Annotated in this window: 26 protein-coding genes and 1 tRNA gene; 12 read left to right on the forward strand and 15 right to left on the reverse strand. The window is 62.0% G+C overall.

Annotated features, from left to right (window positions below):
* Positions 1 to 369: 369 nt before the first annotated feature.
* From ACY48M_RS03835 to ACY48M_RS03895, 13 genes are all read right to left on the reverse strand, one after another.
* Positions 370 to 492: a hypothetical protein gene (locus ACY48M_RS03835; RefSeq protein ID WP_462818901.1), complete on the reverse strand. Its 123-nt coding sequence runs from the start codon at positions 490 to 492 to the stop codon at positions 370 to 372.
* A gap of 10 nt (positions 493 to 502) precedes the next feature.
* The gene (locus ACY48M_RS03840) at positions 503 to 1243 is read right to left on the reverse strand and encodes a hypothetical protein (protein ID WP_462818902.1); all 741 of its coding nucleotides are present in this window, start codon (positions 1241 to 1243) and stop codon (positions 503 to 505) included.
* Positions 1244 to 1252: 9 nt separating this feature from the next.
* Complete coding sequence (locus tag ACY48M_RS03845) at positions 1253 to 1588, reverse strand: hypothetical protein (RefSeq protein WP_462818903.1); 336 nt, start codon at positions 1586 to 1588, stop codon at positions 1253 to 1255.
* Positions 1585 to 1743, reverse strand: a complete 159-nt coding sequence (locus ACY48M_RS03850; RefSeq protein WP_462818904.1) for a hypothetical protein — start codon at positions 1741 to 1743, stop codon at positions 1585 to 1587. Before ACY48M_RS03850 ends, ACY48M_RS03845 begins: the two co-directional genes overlap by 4 nt.
* Positions 1743 to 2039, reverse strand: coding sequence for a WhiB family transcriptional regulator (locus ACY48M_RS03855; RefSeq protein WP_462818905.1), 297 nt, complete (start codon positions 2037 to 2039; stop codon positions 1743 to 1745). Before ACY48M_RS03855 ends, ACY48M_RS03850 begins: the two co-directional genes overlap by 1 nt.
* Positions 2040 to 2145: 106 nt before the next feature.
* Positions 2146 to 3186, reverse strand: coding sequence for an AAA family ATPase (locus ACY48M_RS03860; RefSeq protein WP_462818906.1), 1041 nt, complete (start codon positions 3184 to 3186; stop codon positions 2146 to 2148).
* A complete protein-coding gene (locus ACY48M_RS03865; RefSeq protein ID WP_462818907.1) occupies positions 3183 to 3431 on the reverse strand; it encodes a hypothetical protein in 249 nt (82 codons plus the stop codon). Before ACY48M_RS03865 ends, ACY48M_RS03860 begins: the two co-directional genes overlap by 4 nt.
* A 116-nt stretch (positions 3432 to 3547) precedes the next feature.
* The gene (locus ACY48M_RS03870; protein ID WP_462818908.1) at positions 3548 to 3805 is read right to left on the reverse strand and encodes a hypothetical protein; all 258 of its coding nucleotides are present in this window, start codon (positions 3803 to 3805) and stop codon (positions 3548 to 3550) included.
* Positions 3802 to 4005 carry a helix-turn-helix domain-containing protein gene (locus tag ACY48M_RS03875; RefSeq protein ID WP_462818909.1) on the reverse strand — a complete coding sequence of 68 codons (204 nt, stop codon included), beginning with the start codon at positions 4003 to 4005 and terminating at the stop codon, positions 3802 to 3804. Before ACY48M_RS03875 ends, ACY48M_RS03870 begins: the two co-directional genes overlap by 4 nt.
* A 260-nt stretch (positions 4006 to 4265) precedes the next feature.
* A tRNA-Arg gene (locus tag ACY48M_RS03880) sits at positions 4266 to 4338 on the reverse strand.
* A 31-nt stretch (positions 4339 to 4369) separates the two neighbouring features.
* Positions 4370 to 4660, reverse strand: a complete 291-nt coding sequence (locus ACY48M_RS03885) for a hypothetical protein (RefSeq protein ID WP_462818910.1) — start codon at positions 4658 to 4660, stop codon at positions 4370 to 4372.
* Between the two features lie 2 nt (positions 4661 to 4662).
* Positions 4663 to 4995, reverse strand: coding sequence for a hypothetical protein (locus tag ACY48M_RS03890; protein WP_462818911.1), 333 nt, complete (start codon positions 4993 to 4995; stop codon positions 4663 to 4665).
* 88 nt (positions 4996 to 5083) lie between these two features.
* On the reverse strand, positions 5084 to 6262 hold the full coding sequence (locus ACY48M_RS03895; protein ID WP_462818912.1) for a site-specific integrase: 1179 nt from the start codon (positions 6260 to 6262) through the stop codon (positions 5084 to 5086).
* A gap of 284 nt (positions 6263 to 6546) precedes the next feature.
* On the opposite strand from ACY48M_RS03895, the gene thrS reads away from it, so the two are divergent.
* The 12 genes from thrS (at position 6547) to ACY48M_RS03955 (ending at position 19439) form a co-directional block, all read left to right on the forward strand.
* Entirely contained in the window at positions 6547 to 8502 is a 1956-nt protein-coding gene (gene thrS, locus ACY48M_RS03900) for a threonine--tRNA ligase (RefSeq protein ID WP_462818913.1), read from the forward strand.
* Positions 8502 to 9071, forward strand: coding sequence for an HIT family protein (locus tag ACY48M_RS03905; protein ID WP_462818914.1), 570 nt, complete (start codon positions 8502 to 8504; stop codon positions 9069 to 9071). Before thrS ends, ACY48M_RS03905 begins: the two co-directional genes overlap by 1 nt.
* 42 nt (positions 9072 to 9113) lie before the next feature.
* Positions 9114 to 10028 (forward strand): pyridoxal 5'-phosphate synthase lyase subunit PdxS, encoded by a 915-nt coding sequence (gene pdxS / locus ACY48M_RS03910; protein WP_462818915.1) that lies wholly within the window; start codon positions 9114 to 9116, stop codon positions 10026 to 10028.
* Positions 10018 to 10644, forward strand: coding sequence for a pyridoxal 5'-phosphate synthase glutaminase subunit PdxT (gene pdxT, locus ACY48M_RS03915; protein WP_462818916.1), 627 nt, complete (start codon positions 10018 to 10020; stop codon positions 10642 to 10644). The genes pdxS and pdxT overlap by 11 nt, the downstream gene beginning before the upstream one ends.
* A 42-nt stretch (positions 10645 to 10686) precedes the next feature.
* The gene (locus ACY48M_RS03920; RefSeq protein ID WP_462818917.1) at positions 10687 to 11445 is read left to right on the forward strand and encodes a YebC/PmpR family DNA-binding transcriptional regulator; all 759 of its coding nucleotides are present in this window, start codon (positions 10687 to 10689) and stop codon (positions 11443 to 11445) included.
* Between the two features lie 10 nt (positions 11446 to 11455).
* The gene (gene ruvC, locus ACY48M_RS03925) at positions 11456 to 12043 is read left to right on the forward strand and encodes a crossover junction endodeoxyribonuclease RuvC (RefSeq protein ID WP_462818918.1); all 588 of its coding nucleotides are present in this window, start codon (positions 11456 to 11458) and stop codon (positions 12041 to 12043) included.
* Positions 12040 to 12666 (forward strand): Holliday junction branch migration protein RuvA, encoded by a 627-nt coding sequence (ruvA, locus tag ACY48M_RS03930; RefSeq protein WP_462818919.1) that lies wholly within the window; start codon positions 12040 to 12042, stop codon positions 12664 to 12666. The genes ruvC and ruvA overlap by 4 nt, the downstream gene beginning before the upstream one ends.
* On the forward strand, positions 12663 to 13724 hold the full coding sequence (gene ruvB, locus ACY48M_RS03935) for a Holliday junction branch migration DNA helicase RuvB (RefSeq protein WP_462818920.1): 1062 nt from the start codon (positions 12663 to 12665) through the stop codon (positions 13722 to 13724). Before ruvA ends, ruvB begins: the two co-directional genes overlap by 4 nt.
* Before the next feature lie 77 nt (positions 13725 to 13801).
* Positions 13802 to 14194 carry a preprotein translocase subunit YajC gene (gene yajC / locus ACY48M_RS03940; RefSeq protein WP_462818921.1) on the forward strand — a complete coding sequence of 131 codons (393 nt, stop codon included), beginning with the start codon at positions 13802 to 13804 and terminating at the stop codon, positions 14192 to 14194.
* Between the two features lie 94 nt (positions 14195 to 14288).
* Positions 14289 to 16121: a protein translocase subunit SecD gene (gene secD / locus ACY48M_RS03945; RefSeq protein ID WP_462818922.1), complete on the forward strand. Its 1833-nt coding sequence runs from the start codon at positions 14289 to 14291 to the stop codon at positions 16119 to 16121.
* The gene (gene secF / locus ACY48M_RS03950) at positions 16121 to 17116 is read left to right on the forward strand and encodes a protein translocase subunit SecF (protein WP_462818923.1); all 996 of its coding nucleotides are present in this window, start codon (positions 16121 to 16123) and stop codon (positions 17114 to 17116) included. The genes secD and secF overlap by 1 nt, the downstream gene beginning before the upstream one ends.
* 76 nt (positions 17117 to 17192) lie before the next feature.
* A complete protein-coding gene (locus ACY48M_RS03955) occupies positions 17193 to 19439 on the forward strand; it encodes a RelA/SpoT family protein (RefSeq protein ID WP_462818924.1) in 2247 nt (748 codons plus the stop codon).
* On the opposite strand, the gene ACY48M_RS03960 is transcribed toward ACY48M_RS03955, so the two are convergent.
* A complete protein-coding gene (locus ACY48M_RS03960; RefSeq protein ID WP_462818925.1) occupies positions 19429 to 19998 on the reverse strand; it encodes a type IV toxin-antitoxin system AbiEi family antitoxin in 570 nt (189 codons plus the stop codon). The genes ACY48M_RS03955 and ACY48M_RS03960 overlap by 11 nt on opposite strands.
* Positions 19999 to 20060: 62 nt before the next feature.
* Positions 20061 to 21290, reverse strand: a complete 1230-nt coding sequence (locus tag ACY48M_RS03965) for a DUF349 domain-containing protein (RefSeq protein ID WP_462818926.1) — start codon at positions 21288 to 21290, stop codon at positions 20061 to 20063.
* Positions 21291 to 21363: the final 73 nt, after the last annotated feature.

Consider the following 21363-nt stretch of genomic DNA (forward strand, 5'->3'; position numbering starts at 1 on the left):
TCAGCCCTATAGAGGGTCAGCGGAGTCCCGCAATACCCGCACCCAGTGTCCATGACTCCAGTCTATCTGGAAACTGTTACGGTTATTCCCTTTGTTTATATGGGAAGTAGCCGAAACATGGGAGACAGAGACGAAAAACCGCCATCTAAGCGATTGAGGGCACCAGAAGCCCGAAAACCCCGGAAACACGGGGCAGAAGACGCATTCTGGGCCGCGCAGACGGGCCTAAAAACACAGCATCAGCGCACGCAGGATCAGAATTGCTATCCGGCGGTTTGGCGAGAGTCCGCGAGGGGGGCACCCCCACGGGATCGGGCTGGTGGTTGCAGCATAGCGGGGATGCCTTGGTGTAGACATCCCCGCTGCTGACTACTTGACTACTGGCAGTGCGTGTCCGCCCGCGATGAGCTGTTCTGCTGCCCCTGGGGTGACAGTGATGACCGCGCCTTGTGGCTTGCCGCCGAGTGGCTTGGTGAGTCGGATGTGCTGCATGGTGTTGTCCTTACTTCCGGTCCTTGGCTGAGTCGGCTTCGGTGTAGATGCCGGGGGTGTGTCCTTCTCGTGCTGCCCATACGAACCACGTGAGGCTGTTGTCTTGCATGTGGTCGCGCTTGCCTGGATCGCCTGTGTACTCGTAGCAGTCCGCGCGCTGGTGTGTGCTGCGGATTACTTCGAGGGTGCGAAGTGCGCGGGTCTGTTCGTAGATGGTGCTGAGTGCCGCCCATGCGTCGGCCACTGCGGGGATGTGCAAGAGGATGTCGAGCTGTCGTGGATCTTCTCGGGGATCCAGGCGCAAGGTTTCGGGTGCAGCGTCGAGAACGGTTCTGACGTGCACATCCACGAGGGGCCGGAACGTCTCAGTTACCCATGCTTCTCCGTGTTCCGCGAATACCGCGTGCGTGTCTCTCGACACAAGGATCTGCGCGTTGTAGAACATCTGCGCGAATGGCGCGTTGGGTGTGTTCGTTACGAGGGTGCGTGCGCTGGCTGCGGCCATGATGTCGGAGAGCTCAGCGGTGCCGTCTGCGATCCTGCGCACAGTGTCCGCGACGATCGTTTCGGGGTTGGATGCCTTGCGCTTCTGTTCGATACCGGCGAGTCGCTCGAGGGTTCGTGAACGTTCCTTCTCGATCTTGGGTGGGATGGTGACGCCTACAGCTTCGAGGGACTCGGTGATGCGCATGAGGTGCTGTGCGGTTGAGGTTCCGACGGGCTGTCGGCGGGTAGTGGTGTAGCGAGACATTGAGGTTCCTTAGTTGTTGAAGAGGTCGGTGACCATGTTGCGAATGGCGGCGTCATCGTCAGGGCCGGATGTGGTGTCGACGTTGCGCTGTGCATCGGTCATGGATTCGCTTAGGCGGTCCCATTCCTGCGCGGCGTGGCCCATCGCTGCATCGCGTCCGTTGGGCGCTTGTGCTGCTACGGAGTTGGCTGCGCGTAGGACTTGGGCGCGGAGTGTTGAGAGTGACTGTCCTGCTGGTAGGTCGGCGTGGTCGAGGAGGGCGAGATCCTTGTCTGTGATGTTCCGTCCGTTCGCTGCTGATTCGATGAGGTAGCGGACAGGGTTGTTCTTGGGCAGGTGGCTCATTTGGTTTCCTTCTTCTTGGGGGTGCGTCGGGTTGTGCGGAGTTCTTCGAGCCATGCCTGCCATTCGTGTCGCAGTTGCTTTTCGAGGTAGGCGATGGCGGTGTGATTCGGGTGGGGGCGGATAAGTCCCAACTCGGTTGGGTTCAGTCGGGGCATCACTTTTCCTTTCGGGTGCTGTAGGTTCTGCCTGCCCATACGCCGGCTTTTGGCCGGTCGAGTTGCGCGTATGTTTCGCATAGCTCGTAGAGGGGGCAGAGGTCGCAGATGGCTTTACAGGCGGCTTTGTCGGCTGCTGTGAGGTCGTCTGCGGTGAATAGCTCGTTCCCTTCACAGTCGGGCGGGGATGTCCACATGGCGGCGGTGAGGCGCTGGTATGCGTCTGAGGCTTGGCTCATGCGATTACGTCTCCTAGGACGATGAGGCGGTGGTTGTGAGTGCATTTGGGGCCGCATCCGAGTGCGTTGGTGAGTGCCAACGATTCGCGCCCCTCGTGCTCGTGATCGAAGAGGCGGATGCTTCCCCGTCCGCAGAAGCTCACTAGGGCGAAGACAGCGGCGGTCATGCTGCTACCTCTGCCCCAGTAGGGGTGTGAGTTGTGTGAGAAGTGGGAGTTTGAGGAGTCTCCGGTTCTCCGAAACTCTCACTTCTCACACTTCTCACAGGGGCATAGAAGCCTCGTGACAGCTTCTCGATGCGGCCTGAATCGAACGCTCGACGCAGGTATTCGTCTACGTTCGTCACGTCTGGGAGGAGTGTCTTGAGGTCGCGAGGCTTGACCCCCTCAGGGAAACGACTCACTGTCTCGATCACTTCGGCCATACGATCCCCGACACCCTGGGATGCCTTGGTGGTTTGAGCTGCACGTGCTGCATCTTCGAGGCTTTCACCGTCGAGCTCCCACACGCCTGAGTCGGTCATTGTGAGCGAGTATTCGCCTTCTGCCGCGTCGCGTGACGTGACTTGGAGCGTTGCCCGCTTCTCTTGGCGATCGCGCCTGAGCACGAGCACCGTATCTGCCGCCCCGGCGATGCCCTGAGTGCCGCTCACAGCGTCTAGGAAGTCACCGCCGTCCATCTTTCGGGTGTGGTGCACGATGACGAGTGACGAGCCTGGTACGGCGTCTGCGGTGCTTTTGAGTGCTGACAGCACCTTGTAGTCGTGGCCGTACTGACTGCTGTTACCTGCTGGTGGCATAACTTTGCCGAGGGTGTCGAGGATGACAACAGGATCTAGACCGTCGTGCTTCTGCATGAAGGCGCGGATGGTTTCCACGACGTGCCCGTCATCGATCGATGTCTGGAACTCGAGCCGGTGAGACACCTCCTGCGGGTTCAGCATTCGCAGTCGTGATTGCAGCCGGCGTTGTCCGTCCTCGAGCGCGAGGTACAGCACGGGGCGGGGGTTGCCAACGGGGATGCGCCCGAATGCGTTGCCGCCGTTGGATAGTTCGAGGCCGAGGCCTAGAACCATCCAGCTCTTGCCGATCTTCGGTGCCGCTACGAGCAGCGTCATGCCTTCGGGGATGATCCCTGGGACGACGTACTTTGTTGGCGGGAAGTGCTGCTGCATCAGCCACTGGGCGTTGAATGGTGTGCTCATCGGCTGGCCTCTTCCCAAAGCTCGTTCGTGGCATGCCTGAGAAAGTCGGCGGGTGTCTTGCGGTTGCTGTAACAGAAATAGAAGAGATCGGCCTCGTAGTTGAGGCGTTCGATGCGCTGCTCGAGCTTCACCATTTCGGCGTCCCGTGAGGCGCGGCCCTGGTCGTAGGCGAGGGTGTGCCATGCGAGCAGAGCAGGAGTGAGCTCGTGCAGTTCGACTTGGCCGAAGAACAACTGCCAGAGCAACGAGTCGAGCTGCTGCTCTACGGAGAAACCGATCAGATCGGCGGTAGAATTGGCGTAGTGGTTAGTGAGATTCGAAGCCGCTCGGTTCCCCTCCGGGCGGCTTTCTCGTTCCCCGGTCAACGGGTGCCCGCCATGACGTTACGAATCGCCGTCTCGCCGGTCGGATCCGCATGGGTCATGAAGTACACGTCGAAGTCGACGCTTGGCCCGCCTCGGCGGATGTAGGCGCGAACGATGCGCGCGACCTTGGCCGGCGAGATGAGCAGGGCTTGACCATCCACGATGTACATGGCGCGCCGGAGGAGTTGTTCGACCGTTTCGGTCTGGCTCACCTCGTGGTTCCAGGTGGCCTTGTTGGCGGTTGCGGCATTCAAGCGGCATCACCGCCGTACTGGAGCCTGTTGCCCATCGACTCGACGCTGCAGATGTCTACGCGGATGAGGCGCGGCCCGAAGCGCTTGGCTTCGATGTGGCCTGCGGTGATCCATCGGCGGATGGTCTTGGCACTGACCTGGTACCGGTCGGCTGATTCTTGGATTGTGGCCCACTCAGGGGCGGGTGCGGCTGTAGCCACGGTTGCACTCCCTATAAAGAGAAAGAACCGAACGCGACATATCTCATAGGGAGATAAATCGTGCTCGGTTCGAGTGCTCGAGGCCCACCAGGGGCGCGCAGCCAATCCGTTAGGCATTCACGCGTTCAAGCCACCAGGGCTCTAGTTCGCTTGCTCCTCCAGGGAGCGAATACGTAGCGTCGGTCTTAAGTTGTAAAGCCACTCTAGCTTCGAACGTGTGTTCGTGTCAACACTTGTCCACTTGCGGCGTGTCGTGGCTGTCCCGATGGCAGGATTCGAACCTGCGGCCAGAAGGGTAGAAACCAACTGCTCTGTCCACTGAGCTACATCGGGGAGTGCCCCGGCTTGTGCCGGGGCGGTGGTTCTAGGACGCGTTGAGCGTGTTCACCTCTGCGATGGCGGCGGTGAGTGCGTCGATGAGTCTCTGCGCCTCAGCCACCGTCAGATCGCCCGTGAAGTCCACGCCGATATCCCATGCTTCGTTGTCTTGGAACCGTTCGATTGTGACGCCGTAGTTCTCTGTTCGTGTGTGTGTGATGCACGGGTCGTGGGCGAGCACTGTCCACGTCTCGTGCCCGATGTCGTAGTGGGTGCAGTTCGGCTCGGTGCACTCTACGAGGGTCTTCTTGTTGGGGTCGATGGTGGCGGTTGACATGATTACTTCACCTCCGCGTTGAGTTCGTCGGCGAGCGTGGACGCTCCGATGAGGTGTTCGGCGTGGCTTCGAGCCTGATCTGCCGTGAAGATGCCGTCCTTCTCCGCGTCTGCGTAGACCGTCCATGTCGTACCCTCGTTACTGTCGATCTCGACGGCCACGAGGCCGGCGCGCGCATCGGGCGGTGTGCACGTGATCTGCCAGATGGTCGTGGGAGATTCATCGCCGTTCATCACATGCGTGAGGGTCAGGCCGCGCGCTCCCGCGATCGCTTCCGCGCGCTTTACGTCGAATCCAGCAGTGATTGCCCGGTCGATTACCATTGAGTTGTTCATGGTTTCCTCTTTCAGTGGGGTTGTGAACTGCCCTCGAACTGTTTGCCCAGGTCGGGGGCTCTTTCTTTGCACCGTGTGGTGCAAGTCTCTAGGCGAGCTCTGACATTCGTTTCGCTAGCTCGGTGTCGCGTCCTGCGGTGTGCTGGTATCGCATCGCAGCGGCCACTGTGGAGTGACCTAGGCGCTCTTGTATCTCTCTGAGGGTTGCGCCCGTCTGGGCGAATCTCGTGGCCCCGTAGTGGCGTAGTGCGTGGAATGGCATGTCGCCACGTTTGGCGGCTTCTCTCGCGGGGTAGTAGTGCTTCACGAATGTGGATTGCGCGAGGTGTGTGGTGCCGTCTGCGGCGGGAAACAGCAGAGCGTCGGGGGAGGCGTCTACGTAGTGCTCTAGGTGCCTCACGATGTCGTCGTGGATGTGTGGTGGCAGCATGATCGACCTCACACCCGCTTCGCTCTTGGTCTTGCCGATCGTGTAGCCGACGCCCGTTGTGTGGGTCACCGCGCGGGTCACGTCGATGATGATCGCTTCAAGCGCCTTGCCGTCCATGACCAAGCGCACATCTTTGCGGCGCAGTTCGGTGAGTTCCCCATAGCGACATCCGGCCCATGCTGCGATCTGCACTGCGGCCTTGTAGCGGGGGGTGATGGCGTCGAGGATCTTCTGCAACTCGACAGCGGTCGGGGGTACAACCTTCTTGCCCGTGTTGGCGTTCTGTGCGCCACGGATCATGCACGGGTTGGTGACGATCCGCCCATCCTGCACGGCGGTCGCAAGAATCGACTTGAGCAGCCCGTAGCCGCGTGCCGTCTGAGTCATCTTCCCGGTCTTCGATTGCGCGGAGTACCAAGCGCGGATCATCTCTGGGGTGAGCATCGCCATGCGTTCGCCCGTGAGCGTGGACAGGGGGCCATCTAGGAGGCGTTCGTACTCGACGCGGGTTCGTGGGCGCAGGGCTTCACCGTGGCGGTTGGTGCGGGTGTCCAGCCACTCGATCGCATAGGTTCCGAGCGTGTCTGTCTTGCCTGCCTTCTTGGCTGCTGCGCGTGATGCTTCGACGGGGGACCATTCACCCTTGACGAGTGCGGCCTGCTGAATCGAGAGCCACCCTCGAGCGTCGGTCTGATTGTCGAACGTGTGCGGAGCGTTGTAACGCTTGCCGTCGAGGCCCGTGTAACTCGCCTGGATACGGCCAGAGGGAAGGGTGCGGAGAGCGCCAAATGACTGCCGGCGCTTCCTGCTCTTCTGGGGTAACTGTTTTGTTCCCATGCCCTGATTCCATCCGATTCGTGCAATACCGTGCAATATCTCGTGTCCACTTGTGTCTACTTGTGAACAACAGTGACGCTACAGCATGAATCGCGAATTGCCTACAACAAAGGGCTAAAGCGGGCATATCCCAGTGGATTCGGGGGTGTAGTCCAGTAGCCCAAATACTGGTTCGATCCCAGTATCGCCCACAGTAGCCCCCGAGAAATCGGGGGCTTCTTTCGTTTGCAAAGCGTCGTATCCGGCGATCTCAGGAGCCGCGCCGCGACACTAAACTTGGCCGAATGAGCCAGCAGTCAGGATTCGACCTCTTTACCGACCGCGACATCGTCGCCATGCGGGTCAACGGTGAGTTGAGAGACTTGGCAGCCAGCGTCGCTGAGTCGGATTCTGTCGAGGCCGTGAGGATTGAGTCGGAGGAGGGCCTCGCGATCCTCCGCCATTCGGCCGCCCACGTCGCCGCTCAGGCAGTCCAGACGATCAATCCCGACGCAAGGCTCGGCATCGGCCCGCCCATCACGGATGGCTTCTACTACGACTTCGATGTCGCTGATCCCTTCACTCCCGACGATGTCAAAGCCATCGAGAAGGCCATGGAGCGCATCATCAAGCAGGGTCAGCGGTTCGTGCGGCGCGTGGTGACCGATGAGGAAGCACGTGCTGAGCTCGCATCCGAGCCCTACAAGCTCGAACTGATCGGGCTGAAGGGCTCGGCATCAGAGGGTGGCGACAACGAGTCGGTCGAGGTCGGCGCCGGCGAACTCACGATCTACGACAACGTCGATCCGAAGACGGGCGAGACGGTCTGGAAGGACCTCTGCCGCGGCCCCCACATCCCGAGCACACGGATGCTCGGCAACGGGTGGAAGCTCATGCGCACGGCGGCCGCCTACTGGAGGGGCTCGGAGAAGAACCCCCAGCTCCAGCGTGTCTACGGCACCGCCTGGGCGTCCAAGGATGACCTCCGTGCATACACGGCACGGCTCGAGGAAGCGGCGAAGCGCGACCACCGCAAGCTCGGCTCGGAACTCGACCTCTTTTCGTTCCCCGACGAGATCGGCTCGGGGCTCGCAGTGTTTCACCCTCGCGGCGGCATCATCCGCAACGAGATCGAGAACTACATGCGGCAGCAGCTGCTCGCCTACGACTACGACCTCGTCAACACGCCCCACATCACAAAGGGGCACCTGTTCGAGACCAGCCAGCACCTCAACTGGTACAAGGACGGCATGTTCCCCGCGATGCATCTCGACGAGGAGCGGGATGCCGCCGGCAATGTGACGAAGCAGGGCCAGGACTATTACCTGAAGCCCATGAACTGTCCATTCCACAACCTCATCTTCCGTGCGCGCGGACGCAGCTACCGGGAATTACCGCTTCGCCTGGCCGAATTTGGCACGGTGTATCGCTACGAGAAGAGCGGCACGCTTTCGGGCCTCACCAGGGTGCGAGGCCTGACTCAGGACGACGCACACATTTACGTCACACCCGAGCAGGTGAAGGACGAAATCGGTCGTCAGCTCGACTTCGTCTTCGAGACGCTTCGCGGGTACGGCCTCGAGGACTTCTATCTCGAGCTCTCCACTCGAGACCCTGAGAAATCTGTCGGCAGTGATGCGCAATGGGAGGAGGCGACTGAGACCCTCCGGCAGGTCGGCGTCGAATCCGGTCTTGAGCTTGTCAACGATCCCGGCGGCGCCGCGTTCTATGGCCCGAAGATCTCGGTGCAGGCGCGAGACGCCATCGGTCGGACCTGGCAGCTCTCCACCGTGCAACTCGACTTCAACCAGCCCGCGCTGTTTGAGCTCGAGTACACAGCATCCGATGGCAGCCGCCAGCAGCCCGTCATGATCCACCGCGCCCTGCTCGGTTCGATTGAGCGGTTCTTCGCCATCCTGCTCGAGCACTACGCGGGTGCATTCCCCGTGTGGCTCGCCCCTGTCCAGGTCGTCGGCATCCCTGTGGCCGAGGAATACAACGAGTACCTCGGGGAGATCATTGCGCGCCTCAAGTCGCGGGGCGTCCGTGCCGAGGTCGATCTCTCGAGCGATCGGATGCCGAAAAAGATCCGCAATCACACGAAGGCGAAAGTGCCGTTCCAGCTCATTGCCGGTGAGGACGACCGTGCCGCTGGCGCCGTGAGCTTCCGGTTCCGGGACGGAACGCAGGAGAACGGCGTGCTGATCGAGACAGCGGTTGCTCGCATCCTGGATGCGATCGCGTCGAAGGCGCAAGTCTGATGCCGAGTTCTGGTCCGGATGAGTTCGCCGGCGTCGAAGCTGAGACGGCAGACGGGTTCGCCGCCGTGCCGGATGCCTTTCAGAGGCTCTGGACGCCGCACCGTCTTGTATACATCCAGGACGGGCAGCAGCCACAGGCGCACGAGTGCCCCTTTTGCATTGCGCCAGGTCGCGATGACGAAACCGCCCTCATCGTTGCTCGAGGAGACCACGCGTTCGTCTTGCTCAACCTGTATCCGTACAACTCCGGGCATCTCCTCGTGTGCCCATATCGCCATGTTGCGACGTATGACGAGGCGAGCCTCGAGGAGATTGGGGAGATCGCTACGCTGACGCAGACCGCAATGCGGGTCTTGCGTGAGACATCCCTGTGCGACGGCTTCAACATCGGCATGAACCAGGGGAGGATCGCGGGGGCGGGCATCGCTGAGCACCTTCACCAGCACATCGTGCCGCGCTGGGCGCTCGACTCAAACTTTTTTCCGATCATCGCGGGCACCAAGGCAGTGCCTCGGCTTCTCGGCGAGGTGCGCGACGAGCTTGCGTCCGCGTGGCCCGCGTCGGCTTGACCGTGCGAAATCCGCACTCCACACGAAGGTAGAATTGCCGCTATGGCCAACAGCACTGCGAACGAGAACCCCAGCACCGAAACCGGCTCAAACCGCGTTAAGCGCGGCCTCGCCGAGATGCTGAAGGGCGGCGTCATCATGGACGTCGTCACAGCAGATCAGGCGCGCATTGCCGAGGATGCCGGGGCCGTCGCCGTGATGGCGCTTGAGCGTGTTCCTGCCGATATCCGTTCACAGGGTGGCGTGGCGCGCATGAGCGATCCAGACCTCATCGACGGCATCATCGAAGCGGTATCGATTCCCGTCATGGCAAAAGCCCGCATCGGCCACTTCGTGGAAGCCCAGGTGCTGCAGTCGCTCGGTGTCGACTACATCGACGAGTCTGAAGTGCTCAGCCCGGCCGACTACGTGAACCACATCGACAAGTGGCCGTTCACCGTGCCGTTCGTCTGCGGCGCGACCAATCTTGGCGAGGCGCTCCGACGCATCAACGAGGGTGCCGCCATGATCCGCTCAAAGGGCGAGGCTGGCACCGGCGATGTTTCAGAGGCTACGAAGCACATCCGCACCATCCGCCGCGAAATCGCACGCCTGACATCGCTGAGCAACGACGAGCTCTATGTTGCGGCGAAAGAGCTCCAGGCGCCGTATGAACTCGTTCTCGAGATCGCGAAGACCGGCACGCTCCCGGTCGTGCTCTTCACCGCAGGCGGTGTAGCGACACCAGCGGATGCTGCGCTCATGATGCAGCTCGGCGCTGACGGGGTCTTCGTCGGATCCGGCATCTTCAAGTCTGGTGACCCTGCAAAGCGTGCTGCCGCCATCGTGAAGGCCACCACCTTCTTCGACGACGCCGATGTCATCGCCGAGACGTCGAGGGGCCTTGGCGAGGCGATGGTCGGCATCAATGTCGCTGACCTTGCAGCCCCGCACCGCCTCGCCGAGCGTGGCTGGTAGGTCCGCTGCATCCGTGTCGCCCAGGGTTGGAGTCCTCGCGCTGCAGGGTGACTTTCGAGAACACCTGAAGGTCCTCCACTCGCTCGGTGCTGACGCTCGACCGGTTCGCACGCCTCACGATCTCAACGAGGTCGACGGACTCGTGATCCCCGGTGGTGAATCGACCGTCATCGACAAGCTGTCACGCACGTTCGGGCTGGCGGACCCAATCCGAGAGTCGGTGGCCGCGGGGATGCCGATGTTCGGCACGTGTGCCGGGCTCATCATGCTTGCTGACCGTGTGCTCGATGCTGGCCCAGGGCAGCAGTCGTTTGGCGGCATTGATGTGACGGTGCGCCGCAACGCGTTTGGCTCCCAGGGCGATTCATTCGAGACCGATCTCGACGTGCCGGACCTCGGGGAGCCGCCAGTCCATGCGGTGTTCATTCGAGCACCGGTCGTCTCGGAGGTCGGCGCAGGCGTGAGCGTGCTCGCGTCGCTCAACGACGGGCGCGTCGTTGCGGTGCGGCAGGGCAACCTTCTTGGAACATCGTTCCATCCCGAAGTGACACAGGATTACCGCTTTCACGAGCACTTCCTCGGGATGGTCAGCGAAGCACCCCGGCGGCGGAGCTGACGGGAATCTTGGCTGCGCTCGTGGCTGGGTAGAATATTTCCCATGTCAGGTCACTCCAAATGGGCAACCACGAAACACAAGAAGGCGGTCATCGACGCACGAAGGGCGAAGTCCTTCGCGAAGCTGATCAAGAACATCGAAGTTGCCGCGAAGATGGGCGGCGCTGATCTCTCGGGCAACCCAACGCTCGTCGACGCCATTCAGAAGGCCAAAAAGACCTCCGTTCCAAACGACAACATCGATCGCGCGGTCAAACGTGGCGCCGGGCTCAGCGGTGAGTCCATCGATTACGCGACCATCATGTACGAGGCCTACGCGCAGGGCGGTGTGGCATTGCTCGTTGAATGTCTCACCGACAACAAGAACCGCGCCGCTGCTGAAGTGCGCACCGCGATGACCCGCAATGGTGGCACCATGGCCGATCCTGGTAGCGTCGCGTACAACTTCAGTCGCAAAGGTGTCATCTCGATCACCAAGACCGACGACGTTACGGAAGACGACATCCTGCTGGCGGTGCTCGATGCGGGAGCCGAGGAGGTCAAGGACCACGGGGGTGGTTTCGAGGTGATCACGGAGCCTTCCGAGCTCGTCGCGGCGCGCTCGGCGCTGCAGGAGGCCGGCATCGACTACGACTCTGCCGAGGCGGAGTTCGTTCCGAATCTCCTCGTCGAGCTCGATGCCGAGACCGCTCGCAAGGTCTTCAAACTCATCGATGCGCTCGACGACCTCGACGACGTGCAGAACATCTTCGCCAACTATTCTGTGGCGCCCGAGACGCAGGCCGAACTCGACGAGGACTAGGCGCCGCCCCGTGAGTGTTCGCATCCTCGGCATCGATCCGGGGCTCACACGATGCGGGGTCGGCATCATTGACGTCGGTCGCGGTCGTGACGCCACACTGGTAGAGGTCGGCGTCATCAGGACCCCAACTGACCTTCCCCTCGAGCATCGCCTGCTCCTCATCGGCGACGCGCTCGATCGCATCCTTGCCGAGTTCACGCCAACGGCGGTTGCGCTCGAACGCGTGTTCGCGCAGCACAACCTCAAGTCAGTCATGGGGACCGCCCAGGTGAGCGGGGTCGTGCTCCTTGCCGCCGCGCGGCACTCGCTCGCCGTCGGTCTACACACCCCTTCGGAGGTGAAAGCTGCGGTCACGGGCTACGGCGCTGCCGACAAGCAGCAGGTGGGGCAGATGGTCGCGCGAATCCTGCGGCTGGACGCCCCACCGAAGCCGGCGGATGCTGCAGATGCGCTCGCACTCGCGCTGTGCCATGCCTGGCGTGGTAATCCGGCGGGCGAGACGCCCTCGTCGGATGCCGCGACTCCAGCGCTTCGTGCGTGGCGCGCCGCCGAGCGCTCCACGGCAAGGTCGGCGGAGGCTCGTAGGCTGAACCCATGATCTCTTCGGTCCGTGGCGTCGTGCTTTCCGTTTCCGGCACGTCGACCGTGGTTGAAGTCGGCGGAATCGGATTGGCGATGAGTGTCACCCCCGATCACGCCAGGATGCTGCGCGTCGGTTCAGAGGCGAGCATCCGTACTGCGCTCGTCGTTAAAGAGGATGACCTTGCGCTGTTCGGCTTCGCCGACGGCGATCGCCTCGCAGTGTTCGATCTCCTCCGCGGGGTGACCGGCGTCGGCCCCAAGTCGGCGATGGGGGTGCTCTCGGTGATGTCGCCGGATGAGGTTGCGCGCGCGGTCAATGCCGATGATGACAGCGCCTTCCGCAAGGTGTCGGGCATCGGGCCGAAGACGGCCAAGCTCATTGTCTTGTCGCTCGCAGGCAAAGTCCACGCAACCCGCTCGGCCACCTCATCCACCGCGCGGGTTCCCGGCGATGCGAGGGCGGATCTCGTTGAAGCGCTCATGGGCCTCGGGTGGAACGAGCGTGCCGCTGTCCAGGCTGCCGATGATGCGGTCGAGGTCGTGGAGCCTGCGCTTCGCGACAGCGTTCCCGCACTGTTGCGGGTTGCGCTCACGTCGCTTGGCCCCGCGCAGCCGGCAGGCAGGGGAGTCGGGCGATGACGGCGAGTGACCGGGTTGAGTACGGCAGTTTTGAGCGGAGCGCTGATTCGGTCGTGACGCCGAAGCCAGAATCCCAGGCAGAACTCGCGTTCGAAGGCGCACTGCGACCGAAATCCCTCGCTGAGTTCGTCGGACAGTCGAAAGTCCGAGCTCAACTGGAACTGCTGCTCGACGCGGCGGCGATCCAGAATCGGGCGCCAGACCACATTCTGCTTGCAGGGCCTCCAGGGCTCGGCAAGACGACCCTCGCCATGATCATCGCGCAGGAGAGCGCTCGCCCGCTCCGGCTCTCCAGCGGGCCGGCGATTCAGCACGCGGGAGACCTCGCGGCCCTGCTGTCGTCGCTGATTCCCGGAGAGGTGCTCTTCATCGATGAGATCCACCGGATGGCGCGCTCCGCTGAAGAGATGTTGTATCTCGCGATGGAAGACTTCCGAATCGACATCATGGTGGGCAAAGGGGCGGGCGCAGCATCGATCCCACTTGACCTCGCGCCATTCACCCTCGTCGGTGCCACCACCAGGTCGGGCCTCCTCCCGAACCCATTGCGCGACCGCTTCGGATTCACCGCACACCTCGAGTTCTACTCTGAAGACGAGCTCGGCAGCGTTATCGCCCGCGCTGCCCGGCTGCTCGACCTCGACGTCGATGACACCTCGCGCGCCGAGATCGCCGGCAGGAGTCGGGGTACGCCTCGCATCGCGAACCGACTGCTTCGTCGCGTGCGCGACTACTCGCTCGTGCATCGCACGGATGGCCTCGATGCCGTCAGGGCCGCGCTGCACCTGTACGATGTCGACGCGCTCGGGCTCGACCGGCTCGACCGCGCCATCCTCACCACCATCGTGCGGCAGTTCGATGGTGGGCCCGTAGGTCTCAGCACCCTCGCGGCATCCGTTGGAGAAGAGGCCGAAACGATTGAGTCGGTGGTCGAACCCTTCCTCGTGCGGATGGGTCTACTGGCACGAACTCCGCGCGGACGAGTTGCCACGCGCGCGGCCTGGGCCCATCTCGGAGTCGAACCGAGCACGTCGGGTGTATTCGGAGAAGGCCTGTAGTCTTTTACGGTCGCGCCAGACGCGTGACTATCGTGCGCAGTACTGCGCGTCTCCACCCCGGAAGGTCTCCACTCCGCATGGATCCCCTGCTCATTGTCATGATCGCCGTTCTGGCGCTGTTCGTGTTTTTTCAGTTCCGCACCTCGAAGAAGCGCCGTGCTGAGCAGGAACAGCTCAGCAGCAAGATGGTGCCCGGCGCCGAGATCATGACGCAGTTCGGTCTGTACGGCACCCTCCTGTCGATCGACGAAGACAAGAACGAGGCGTTCGTCGAGACAACCCCTGGCACCATCATCCGTCTGCACCGTCAGACCATCCTCAAGGTCGTTGAAGACGAGCCCACCGAAGACGAAGCAGTCGATGCTGACTCGACGGTTGCCGTTGATGAGCCGGCCGCTGATTCCGTCGTTGACCCCCTCGATGACCCGAAGGGTCAGACCCCTCGGGCAAACGGCAAGAGCGACGACTAAGCACTAGTCTTTTCTGAGTTCGGGCGAGGACGCATCGAACCACCCGTCTGATCCGCGCGCACCCTGCGCCGGAGCGTAGAAAGCTGAGTTCCCGTTGGCTGCACCACGATCGACACCGGCCAAGAAGGCCTGGCGTTCCCTGAGCTGGCTTGGCGTCATCATTGCTGGGCTCATCGGCCTCAACCTTGCTGGCGTGTTGTGGCAGGGATCCGGATGGACGCCAAAGCTTGCGCTCGACCTCGAGGGCGGAACGCAGATCATCCTTGCCCCGCAGCTTGAGAGCGGCCAGCAGGTCACCAGCGAGCAGCTCGATCAAGCAGTTTCGATTATTCGCCAGAGAATCGACGCCGCGGGTGTCTCCGAGTCCGAGATCAACACTCAGGGCGCGCAGAACATTGTCGTTTCGATTCCCGGTACCCCAGACCAAGAGACGCTCGATCGCATCGAGTCCTCGGCCAAGCTTGAGTTCCGCCCGGTGCTGCAGTCAGCGTCAGCAACCGAGACTGCGACAGATACGACGACAGACGACGGTACTGTCACCGATGAATCCGTTTCGCCCTCTGCTGACACGGGGGAGACTGACACGGGAGAATCGGGCACCGGTGAAGGCGGCTCAGGAGGAGTCACTACTGAGGCAGAACCTTCGGCGTCTGAAACCCCGGTTGAGGGTGAAGAGACCGTTGAGGAGTCTCCCACGCCGACCGACGCGAGCGACCTCGCCTGGATCACGGATGAACTCCAAGACGAGTTCAACAACTTCGACTGCGCTTCAGTCGATGATTCCGGCACGAATGTTGCACCGGCGGCAGAGCCACTCATCACCTGTGACAGCTCGCAGACAGTGAAGTACATCCTCGGCCCTGTCGAGGTCTCCGGTGAGGAGATCGACGACGCTACTCACAGCCTTGTGGCGAATAGCCAGGGCGTGAGCACGGGGCAGTGGGGCGTGAACATTGTCTTCAGTGACAAGGGCACAGAGCAGTTTGCTGAGGTGACCACCCGCCTGTATTCGTTGGAGGGCGTGCAAAACCAGTTCGCGATTGTGCTCGACGGCAGTGTCATTTCTGCGCCGACCACGAATGCGGTGATCACGAACGGTCAGCCTCAGATCACAGGAAGTTTCACGCAGGAGACGGCGCAGACCCTTGCCGACCAGCTGAAGTTCGGTGCGCTCCCGATCGGCTTCGAGGTGCAGAGCAGTGAGAACATCTCCGCAACCCTCGGCGAGAGCCAGCTGTGGAGCGGTCTCATCGCCGGCTTCATTGGGCTCGGTCTCGTGGTGGTCTACTCACTATTCCAGTACCGCACCCTCGGTCTTGTCACGGTAGCCTCGCTCGGTGTTGCTGGCGTCATTGTCTACCTCGTCATCAACCTCATGTCGTGGCGCGAAGGCTACCGGCTCTCTCTCGCCGGTGTCGCGGGGCTCATCGTGGCGATCGGCATCATCGCAGACTCCTTCATCGTGTACTTCGAGCGCATCCGAGATGAGCTTCGTGACGGAAGGATGCTCGGCTCCGCTGTCGAAGCGGGCTGGAAGCGTGCGATCCGTACGGTGCTCGCATCGGACTCGGTCAACTTCTTAGCCGCAGCGGTCCTGTTCCTTCTCGCCATCGGCAACGTTCGCGGCTTCGCACTGACGCTCGGCATCACGACGCTCATCGACCTCGTCGTCGTCATGCTCTTCACACATCCGCTCATGCAGCTGCTCGCGAAGACGAAGTTCTTTGGCGAGGGGCACCGACTGAGTGGGCTGAATCCGCAGGCACTCGGCGCCGTGTATCGGGGCCGAGCAACGTTCCGAGAACCGACCGGTGTGAGTAGCGCGAAGCGCACCACGAGCAGTCGCGAGGCTCTCAAGCGACAGACGATCGCCGAACGCAAGGCGGCAGAAGCATCTGCTCCCGCTTCGAAGGGCAAGGATTCCTGATGGCAAGCTTCTCTCAGTTCGGCAATGACCTCTACACCGGCCGCCGTTCCATCAACTTCATTGGTCGCCGCAAACTCTGGTACGGCATCGCGGCCGTTTTGATCGTCGCCTCCATTGTCGGACCGTGGCTTCGTGGGGGATTCGAGTTCGGCATCGAGTTCCGTGGAGGCTCGCAGTTTCAGGTGGAGCGCACCTCAGAGCTGAGTCAGGAACTCGGCGAAGAAGCCGTGCAGAGCATTGTCGAAGATGCGCTCCCGCGCGTGAGCATCATCGGTTCAGACACGGTTCGCATTCAAACCGACACTGTCACCGACGATGAAGCCATTGAGGTTCGTGAAGCGCTCGCCACCGCGTACAACGTTCCGGTCGAGCAGGTCAGCTCCTCGTTCATCGGTGCGACCTGGGGTGCTGACATCACGGCACAGTCGATTCGAGCGCTTCTCGTCTTCATCGCACTCGCAGGCGTGTTCATGGCCCTGTACTTCCGCACCTGGAAGATGTCGCTCGCGGCGACGCTCGCACTCGCCCATGACCTCATCATCACAGCAGGGATCTACGGAATTCTCGGCTTCGAGGTCACGCCGGCCGCGGTCATCGGCTTCCTCACAATTCTTGGATACTCCCTCTACGACACGGTTGTGGTCTTCGACAAGATTCGTGAGAACACGGGAGAAGACGGCGAGGCGTCGCGGCGGACATTCGGTGAATCGGTGAACCTTGCGGTCAATCAGACCCTCGTTCGTTCGATTAACACCTCGGTGGTCGCGGTGCTCCCGGTGGCGGCGATTCTCTTCATTGGGTCATTCGTACTCGGCGCGGGAACCCTTCGTGATATTTCGCTCGCGCTGTTCATCGGCATCATCGTCGGTGCGTATTCGACGATCTTCATCGCCGCGCCCGTCTATGCACACCTGCGCGAGAGTGAGCCGGACATCGCAAAGCAGGCCAAGCGGGTTGCGACCGACCGAGAGGCAGCGACGGCTGCAACTCGCTGATCTCCAGGGTGCTGCGCCGTCTCTAGGCCAGCACCACTGGTGATAGTTTTGCACTCACAATTCGTTGGGAGGTGAGATGACCGAGGTCAGCACGAACAGCCCAGCCACGCGCCGGATGCTGCTGCCACGGCTCTTTTCGCGTGCCCAGTATGCCGGTGCGATCGAGAACCTTATTCGCACTGTGCGAACCCACCACCCCAAGGCCGATGTTGACACGATCGAGCGTGCGTACAAGGTCGCGGAGGTTGCGCATCGGGGACAGCAGCGCAAGAGCGGCGAGCCCTACATCACGCATCCGGTGGCAGTCGCCCAGATCCTCGCCGATCTCGGCATCGGATCGAAGACGATTGCGGCAGCGCTCCTCCACGACACGGTTGAAGACACCGAGTACACGCTCGATATGGTGCGCAAGGACTTTGGCGATGAGATCGCGATGCTCGTCGATGGGGTCACCAAGCTCGACAAGCTGAAGTACGGCGACAGCGCTCAGGCTGAGACCGTACGCAAAATGGTCGTGGCGATGTCGAAAGACATCCGTGTGCTCGTAATCAAACTTGCAGACCGCCTGCATAACGCGCGAACCTGGGGCTTCGTTTCATCGGAATCCGCCAAGCGCAAGGCGCAGGAGACACTCGAGATTTACGCTCCGCTGGCGCATCGGCTCGGCATCCAGGCCATCAAGTGGGAGCTTGAAGACCTCTCATTCGCCGTGCTGCATCCGAAGCTGTATGTCGAGATCGAGAGCCTCGTTAAGCAGCGCACCCCGCAGCGTGAAGAATTCGTACAGCAGGTCATCGACGCGGTGAACGAAGATCTCAAGGCTGCGCGCATCAAGGGCAAGGTCGTCGGGCGTCCGAAGCAGTATTACTCGATCTACCAGAAGATGATTCTCCGCGGTCGAGAGTTCGACGAGATCTATGACCTCGTCGGCCTCCGCGTGCTCGTGGCCTCAGTGCGTGACTGCTACGCCGTTCTCGGTTCGATCCACGCACGGTGGACCCCGATCCCTGGTCGATTCAAGGACTACATCGCGACACCGAAGTTCAACCTGTATCAGTCGTTGCACACCACCGTGATTGGCCCGCAGGGTCGGCCGGTTGAGATTCAGATTCGCACTGAAGAGATGCACCAGCGCGCTGAGTATGGCGTCGCGGCACACTGGAAGTACAAGGAGCGTGTCGCCGGAGCGCGCGATGTGAGCTCGGGAGCCGTCGGGGATTCGGACATGGCGTGGCTCGCCCACATCTCGGATTGGCAGGCCGAGACCTCAGACCCAACCGAGTTCCTCGACTCACTTCGCTTCGAAATTGGGGCGAAGGAGGTCTACGTGTTCACCCCGCAGGGCAAGGTCATCGGTTTGCCGGCGGGAGCGACACCCGTTGACTTTGCCTACGCGGTGCACACCGAAGTCGGCCACCGCACAATGGGGTCCAAGGTGAACGGACGCCTCGTTCCGCTGGAGAGTGAGCTCTCCAGCGGTGACGTTGTCGAGGTATTCACGTCGAAGAATCCAGACGCCGGCCCGAGCCAGGGATGGCTCACGTTCGTCAAGAGCACCCGCGCACGAAACAAGATTCGGCAGTGGTTCACCAAAGAACGTCGTGACGAGGCGATGGAACAGGGCAAGGATGCCATTGCCCGCGCCATGCGCAAACAGAACCTTCCCCTGCAGAAGCTCATGAATCAGGGCGCGATCAGTGAGGTCGCCGCCCAGCTGCGCTACGACGACATTTCTGCGCTCTACGCTGCGGTCGGTGAAGGTCACGTCTCGACACAGTCGGTGATCGAGAAGATCGTTTCGACGCTGCAGGTCGAGAGTGAGGCCGAGGAGGAGTTCACGGTCGCGCGGGGCCGAAGCAAGCAGCGCAGGTCCGGCAATTCCGGGGTGCTCGTGAAAGGCGCCCCAGACATCCTCGTCAAGCTTGCCAAGTGCTGCACACCGGTGCCCGGCGACACGATCATGGGCTTCGTCACGCGCGGTTCAGGCGTATCGGTGCACCAATCATCCTGTGTCAACGTCGCGTCGCTGCTGAAAGAGCCCGAGCGGGTGGTCGACGTCGAATGGGCGCCCTCATCGACAAGCCTTTTCTTGGTGCAGATTCAGGTGGAGGCGCTCGACCGGTCCGGCCTGCTCTCGGATGTCACCAGGGTGCTGTCCGAGCATCATGTCAACATTCTCTCCGCGACTGTCGCTACCTCGAACGACCGCCTTGCCATCAGCAGGTTCGTCTTCGAGATGGGCGACACTACGCACCTCGACCGCGTGCTCAATGCCGTGCGAAGGATCGATGCGGTGTACGACGTGTACCGCGTCACGAGTTAGTAGCGCACTCTGGCCGCGCTTCTAGCGCAGTGATTCGCTCGAGAGCATTGCGCTTGCCGGCGAGCTTGTGCCGTCGAGTGACGTCCCGGCGGCAATCGCCGAGGCTGAATCCGTGCGTTGTACTGAGCTGACGCACAACGGCGCGCTCTTCCGAGTCAAAACGTGCACCGCGGATGATGTCGACGGCCGTGCGCAGCGGCGTCGTCACGGTGATTCCCCCAATGCGCACGGTGTCGTTGCCGTCGATCGCAACTTCCCGAAAGCGAAAGCGCCGTGTCGAAGGCACCCGTATGCGTGCAGTGAGCGAGACGCAGAACTCGTGAGTGATCGGTGGGTGCCGCCGGGCGCCGTGAACCCATGCGGCCGACATCCCCTCCGCGATCAGCCGTGGCGTCATGAGGATGGCCAACGATTGTGCGCGATGGCGACTCTGTTCGAATTCGTCGATGGGCGCGAATCCTTCGCCGATCATGTAGACCTCGCCATCGAGCCGCGCTGCCTGAAGTTCTTCGAGCGGGAGGTCGAGCGCGCTGAGCACGGGGGAGAGCTTCGGGTTCATCGCACCATGGTCGCGCAGCCTTTCCTCGAGAGGGGACAGCGCGAACAATCTGTGGAGAGTGGCTAGACGATCACTCCGAGCCATGCGCGGCGAGCATCCAGGGCCTCCTGTGCTTCGGCAATCCGCTTCGCATCGCCGCTCGCTTTTGCCTCTGCGAGGTCCCGCTCGAGCTGCTCAATCGCGGCTTCGAGCTGAGCAGCGAGGCCCTCGGCACGAGCCTTGCGCTCGGGGTTGTTGCGCTGCCAGTGGTCTTCATCGAGCTTGCGGACGGCGGCTTCAACCTTCCGAAGTCGATCCTCGACTACCTTGACCTTCGCGCGCGGAACCTTGCCGATGGCATCCCACTTCGTCTGAATGTTTGCCAGCGAGGCACGGGCCGCATCGCGGTCGGTTGCGGTGAGCAACGACTCGGCCTCTTTGAGCAGTGCTTCTTTCAACACCAGGTTCGCTTCGAACTCTTCGTTGTCCCGTGCGTCGACTTCTGACTTTGCTCCGTAGAGTGCGTCGCCGGCGGCCTTGAACTTGGCCCAGAGTGCGTCGTCATACTTCTTGCCCGCACGGCCGGCGGCCTTCCACGCGTCGAGGAGACGGCGATACTCGGGGATCCCGTCCGCTCCTTTCGAGACCAGGCTCTCGGCCTGGGCGACGAGCTCCTGCTTCTGCGTGCGAGCGTGCTTGTGGGTCGCATCAAGTTCGGCGAAGAATGCCTTGCGGTGAGTTTCGATGATGGAGCGCGCAGCACGGAAGCGTTTCCAAAGATCGTTGCCTTCGCCCTTTGGCAGGCGCGGCCCGGTCTGCTGGTGGGTCTGCCACCGCGAGAACAGCTCGTCCATCGAGGCGCTGACCTGCTTCCACTGCGCCTTCGCGGGATCCTGCGCGGCGAGCGTCTCAGCCTCGACGACGAGCGCCGTGCGATACGCGATCGCCTCGTCGAGTGCGGCGCGATCCTCAGCCTGCTGCTTCTCGGTGAGCTCCCCGACAGCGCCACCGAGGGCTTCGAGGCGGGCTTTGAGTGATGCCAGATCGCCGACGGCATTCGCCGTAACGACCGTCGCCAAGAGTGCATCAACGGTTTTGGAAACATCCGAAGGAGGCGTGCCGCGCTTGATGCGCTGTTCCAGCAGCGTGACTTGCCCGGCGAGGTCGGTGAACTTGCGTTCGAAATAGGCCATGGCTTCGTCAGCAGTTCCATCGGGATACTGGCCGACGGCACGCTCGCCATCGCCCTCGCGCACGTAGACGGTGCCTGTCTCGTCGACGCGACCCCATGGTGCCTGGTTGTTGTTCGTCAAAGCCTCACCTTGCTGCCGGGGCCGACCCGCTTCGGCCGACCGCGCACTAGCCTATTGCACCGGCATGCGACGG

The sequence above is a fragment of the Homoserinimonas flava genome, from assembly GCF_054969005.1.